The following is a 4,586-nucleotide window of genomic DNA, read 5'->3' as shown; positions in this document are numbered from 1 at the left end:
CAACCACCCCTCGCCCTGCAGTCGCAGGAACGCCTCACGCACCGGAGTGCGACTCATACCAAGCTCGTTGGCCACCATCCCCTCGCTGATCATGCTTCCCCCAAGTAACGCGCCATCCAAGATCTGGGCACGCAAATGGTGGTAGGCAACCTCGGACGCGGATGCATGGCTAGCGGCACCAGATTCGGTCACGCTTGCCCCCCCCTTGTTTCTGAATACAACATAGATACTAGTCGCATACTCTACAAAAGACAACAAGAGAATGGCGGGGTGTTTTTACGGCGCGGCCTGAGCCAGCCTGGGCACAGGTTGTGGGAGTGGACCTGCCGAAAACGATCGTTTGCGGCGCGGTGAGTGAAGGCACACCAGATCGAATGCCAGAAACGTGCGCCGTAAGCGGGTTTCGGTAGGCGTATTCGGTGGGGTGTGAGCCGGATGTACTTACACCCAGGCCCCAGAGATGTCGCGCCTGGGGTGAAGCCGTTCCAATAGGTCATCAATCACTGTATAGTTCAGTGTGTGCTGACTATTTCCTCACGCCTCGATGTCATGAACCGGCTCGGCCGGGCCATGGCCGATCCCACGCGTTCCCGAATCCTAATGTCTCTGCTCGGTGGACCGAGCTACCCGGCTGTGCTCTCTCGTGAGCTGGAGCTGACGCGTTCGAACGTGTCGAACCATCTCACCTGCCTGCGTGACTGCGGGATTGTCGTTGCCGAGCCGGAGGGTCGCCAGACTCGTTACGAGATCGCCGACCCGCATCTTACGGCTGCGCTCGTCGCGCTCGTGGACGTGACGCTGGCGGTCGATGAGCACGCGCCGTGCGTGGACTCTGCGTGCACGGTGGCTGGCTGCTGTGGGACGGGGGCGGACGCGTGAGCGCGGCGTGTGGCTGCGAGCACGAGCCTGCCCAGCCTGCCACTGCGGCGGAGGATGAGACCGAAGAGGTGGTGCGGCCCTGGTGGAGGGACCGTGGGATCATGGTGCCGGTCTTCTCCGGTGTCGCATTCCTGGCCGGTCTGATCCTTGAATGGTCCGGCCTCGAGACCCCGGCGCTGGTGTTGTTCTGGGCCGGTCTGCTCCTCGGTGCGTCGACGTTCACGCCCGGCGCGATCCGGAAACTGTTCAAGGGCAAGCTCGGTATCGGGCTGCTGATGACGATCAGCGCGATCGGCGCGGTCATCCTCGGCTACGTGGAGGAGGCTGCAGCTCTGGCGTTCTTGTACTCGATTGCTGAGGCGCTCGAGGACAAGGCGATGGACCGTGCCCGGGGCGGGCTGAGGGCGCTGCTGAAGCTCGTGCCGGAGACAGCGACCGTGCTGCAGAACGGCGTCTCTGCGCAGGTGCCCGCGAGAGAGCTGACGGTCGGCCAGGTCATGGTGGTCCGTCCCGGCGAGCGGATCGCAACCGACGGGATCGTCCGTTCTGGCCGCTCCAGCCTGGACACCTCGGCGATCACCGGGGAGTCGATCCCCGTCGAGGTCGAGCCCGGCGATGCGGTGTCGGCCGGTGCGATCAACAGCGCCGGCGCGCTGGAGGTCGAAACGACCGCTGCGGGCACCGACAACTCGCTCACCACGATCGTGGAGCTGGTCGAGAAGGCGCAGACCGAGAAGGGCGAGCGTGCACGTCTCGCGGACAGGATCGCCCGCCCGCTCGTACCCGGCGTTCTGATCCTCGCAGCGCTCGTCGCGATCATCGGGTCGCTGCTGGGCCATCCAGAGGTGTGGATCACCCGCGCGCTTGTCGTGCTGGTCGCCGCTTCTCCGTGTGCGCTGGCGATCTCGGTGCCGCTGACGGTCGTCGCCGCGATCGGCGCAGCAAGCAAGTTCGGCGTGATCATCAAGTCCGGCGCCGTCTTCGAGCGCTTCGGCACGGTCCGCCACGTCGCGGTCGACAAGACCGGCACCCTCACCCGCAACGAACCTGCGGTCACCGCGGTGCTCACTGCGAACGGCGTGACCGAGACACAGGCGCTGGCCTGGGCGGCCGCACTGGAGCAGCACAGCACGCATCCCCTTGCCTCTGCGATCACCGCCGCGGCCCCGGGCACACCGGCAGCTGCAGATGTGACCGAGCAGGCCGGGCACGGCATCGACGGCACTGTCGGCGGATCGAGAATCACCGTCGGCAGTCCTCGCTGGCTGGACGCGGGCGACCTCGGGAAGCAGGTCGCGGAGTTGGAGGAGCAGGGCATGACCGTCGTGATCGTCCACCGCGACGGAACCCCCGTCGCCGCGATCGGCGTCCGCGACGAACTGCGCCCTGAAGTCCCCGAGGTAGTCCGGACGCTCACCAACCAAGGCGTCGGCGTGACGATGCTCACCGGAGACAACGCCCGCACCGCTCGTGCACTGGCCGCGCAGGCCGGGATCAGCAACGTGCGCGCGGAACTGCGTCCCGAGGATAAGGCAACCGCGATCGGCGAGCTGTCAAAGGCGGGGCCGGTCGCGATGATCGGCGACGGAATCAACGACGCACCGGCCCTCGCTGGCGCAGACATCGGTATCGCGATGGGCGCCACCGGCTCCGACGCGGCAATCGAATCCGCCGACGTGGCCTTCACCGGCCATGATCTGCGCCTCATCCCGCGAGCGTTCGATCACGCCCGCCGCGGTCGACGGATCATCAACCAGAACATCATCCTGTCGCTGCTGATCATCACTGCACTGCTCCCGCTCGCGCTCTTCGGCGTCCTGGGGCTCGCGGCCGTCGTCCTGGTCCACGAGGTCGCGGAGGTCATCGTGATCCTCAACGGTCTGCGCGCCGCACGCACCCGCACGCCACGACTGGAAAGCTGATGCTCGCAACTATCGGTTCAGCGATCGGCCTGTTCGCGGCAACCAACATCGACGACATTGTCGTGCTCACCGTGCTGTTCCTGGCTTCCAGTCGAGGGAAGCCCCGGCCGTGGCAGATCGTCGCGGGCCAGTATCTCGGGTTCATCACCCTCGTCGTGATCAGCGTGATCGCCGCTCTCGGTCTCACCATCGTTCCGGACGAATGGGTCGGTTTCCTGGGTCTGATCCCGCTCGGCATCGGCATCTGGACGCTCATTCGCGGCCTGCGCCGTAACAGCGATGACGATGATGACGACTCCAAGATCACCGCGGTCGGACTATGGGGCGTCGCAGGGATCACGATCGCCAACGGGGCCGACAACATCTCCCTCTACACGCCGATCTTCCGCACCAGCGCCCCCAGCGACGTCGCGATCATGATCGTCGTATTCCTGATCCTCGTCGCGGTCTGGTGCGCGGCCGGCCGGCTGATCGGCACCAACAAGGCTGTTACCGAGGGGCTGGAGCGCGTCGAGCACTGGCTCGTACCGGCCGTGTTCATCGGCCTGGGCCTGTTCATCCTGATCGAATCTGGGGTCATCGTCCGTCTGATCGAGGTGCTCGCATGACCTCCTCCCAGTCAGAGGCTCATCCGCCCGCTGCGCGCAAGCTGTCGTCGACCCGGCGGCGGCAGCTCACTGGTGGAGCGCTCTTGATCGCCGTGGTCGTCGTGCTGATCGATCAGGGAACCAAGGTGTGGGCCGAAGCGACCCTCACCGACCGTGAGCGCATCCCGCTGATCGGTGACCTGCTGGGTTTGCAGCTCGCCTATAACCCCGGAGCGGCATTCTCCTTCGGGGAAGGCTTCACCTGGGTGTTCGCGCTGCTCGCTGTCGCCGCCACGGTCACAGCGATCGTGTTCGCGTTCCGAGTGCAACGCGTGAGATGGGCGATCGTCATCGGCGCGCTCGGCGGCGCTTCCGCCTCACACGCAGGCGACCGCCTTTTCCGTGACCCCGGATTCGCCCGTGGTCACGTCGTGGACTTCCTCGCCTACGGAAACTGGTTCATCGGCAACATCGCCGACATCGTAATCTTCGCCGCAGCGATCACCGGAGCAGTTTTCATGATCCGCGCCGGGGATGAGAGCACCGAGTGAGATCCGTTGTGCGGTGGTGGGACACCCATCAACTCGCCCTCTACATCGGCGCGATCGCCGTGGGCAGCCGTTGAGTGAGTTCACGCTTAGGCAGGCGGGCGGCCGCGATGTAGGCGCAGAGCCACCCACCAGCCGCATCGTCGACAGATGAAAGCGCGATCGTCTCCGAGTGCGTGCAGCTTCTTGCGTGGCAGATGTCGCCCGCAGCACGTGCACGCAACGTCCTCGTCAGTCGCCATGAGCGGAGAGCGCCTCTCGAATCTGTTCAACCGTTGGCATCCCGGCCAGCCCAGCAGGGGTGCTGTAAATACGGCAGGCGAGGTCATTGCTTCGCCCCGACCCCGGAAAGAGATCGTTGCCATCCAGGGTGATCGTGGGGGAGCCCGCGAACGAGACTGCGCCCGCGTCCTCCTCCGTCCGGATGAGTCGGTAGTGAACCTCCGATTCGTCGTGGCCTGTTTCTCGTAGCGCCTCAGAAACACGACGGCCAGCCTCAACCCAGCTGGGGCAACCGGCGATATAAAGCAGCTCAATCTCCACGACTCAATCATCCTCGACTTCGCTGTTGATGTCGTGCCCGGGCTACCACCGAAAACGATCGTTTCTGGCGACCAGGCCGACGAGGACCATCAAGCGCGCGACACGCC

General features: G+C 65.2%; 6 protein-coding genes. 4 read left to right on the top strand and 2 right to left on the bottom strand.

Annotated features, from left to right (window positions below):
* A partial coding sequence (locus tag ACTICP_RS15820) for a GntR family transcriptional regulator (protein WP_441893994.1) occupies positions 1 to 192 on the bottom strand: 192 nt, incomplete at its 3' end.
* Between the two features lie 327 nt (positions 193 to 519).
* Between ACTICP_RS15820 and cmtR the strand changes: the two genes are divergently transcribed.
* From cmtR to ACTICP_RS15800, 4 genes are read left to right on the top strand one after another with little or no spacing between them, the layout of a single operon-like run.
* Positions 520 to 879: a Cd(II)/Pb(II)-sensing metalloregulatory transcriptional regulator CmtR gene (gene cmtR, locus ACTICP_RS15815; RefSeq protein WP_036275916.1), complete on the top strand. Its 360-nt coding sequence runs from the start codon at positions 520 to 522 to the stop codon at positions 877 to 879.
* Positions 876 to 2,801 carry a heavy metal translocating P-type ATPase gene (locus ACTICP_RS15810; protein WP_441893991.1) on the top strand — a complete coding sequence of 642 codons (1,926 nt, stop codon included), beginning with the start codon at positions 876 to 878 and terminating at the stop codon, positions 2,799 to 2,801. The genes cmtR and ACTICP_RS15810 overlap by 4 nt, the downstream gene beginning before the upstream one ends.
* Positions 2,801 to 3,409, top strand: coding sequence for a cadmium resistance transporter (locus ACTICP_RS15805; protein WP_036275918.1), 609 nt, complete (start codon positions 2,801 to 2,803; stop codon positions 3,407 to 3,409). Before ACTICP_RS15810 ends, ACTICP_RS15805 begins: the two co-directional genes overlap by 1 nt.
* Entirely contained in the window at positions 3,406 to 3,939 is a 534-nt protein-coding gene (locus tag ACTICP_RS15800) for a signal peptidase II (protein ID WP_029264099.1), read from the top strand. The genes ACTICP_RS15805 and ACTICP_RS15800 overlap by 4 nt, the downstream gene beginning before the upstream one ends.
* A gap of 228 nt (positions 3,940 to 4,167) precedes the next feature.
* Here ACTICP_RS15800 and ACTICP_RS15795 read toward each other — a convergent pair whose 3' ends face one another.
* A complete protein-coding gene (locus ACTICP_RS15795; protein WP_029153956.1) occupies positions 4,168 to 4,479 on the bottom strand; it encodes a hypothetical protein in 312 nt (103 codons plus the stop codon).
* Between the last annotated feature and the right edge of the window lie 107 nt (positions 4,480 to 4,586).

Source organism: Microbacterium sp. (assembly GCF_052102115.1).
Classification (GTDB): domain Bacteria; phylum Actinomycetota; class Actinomycetes; order Actinomycetales; family Microbacteriaceae; genus Microbacterium.
This window is presented reverse-complemented; position numbering and strand designations above follow the sequence as displayed.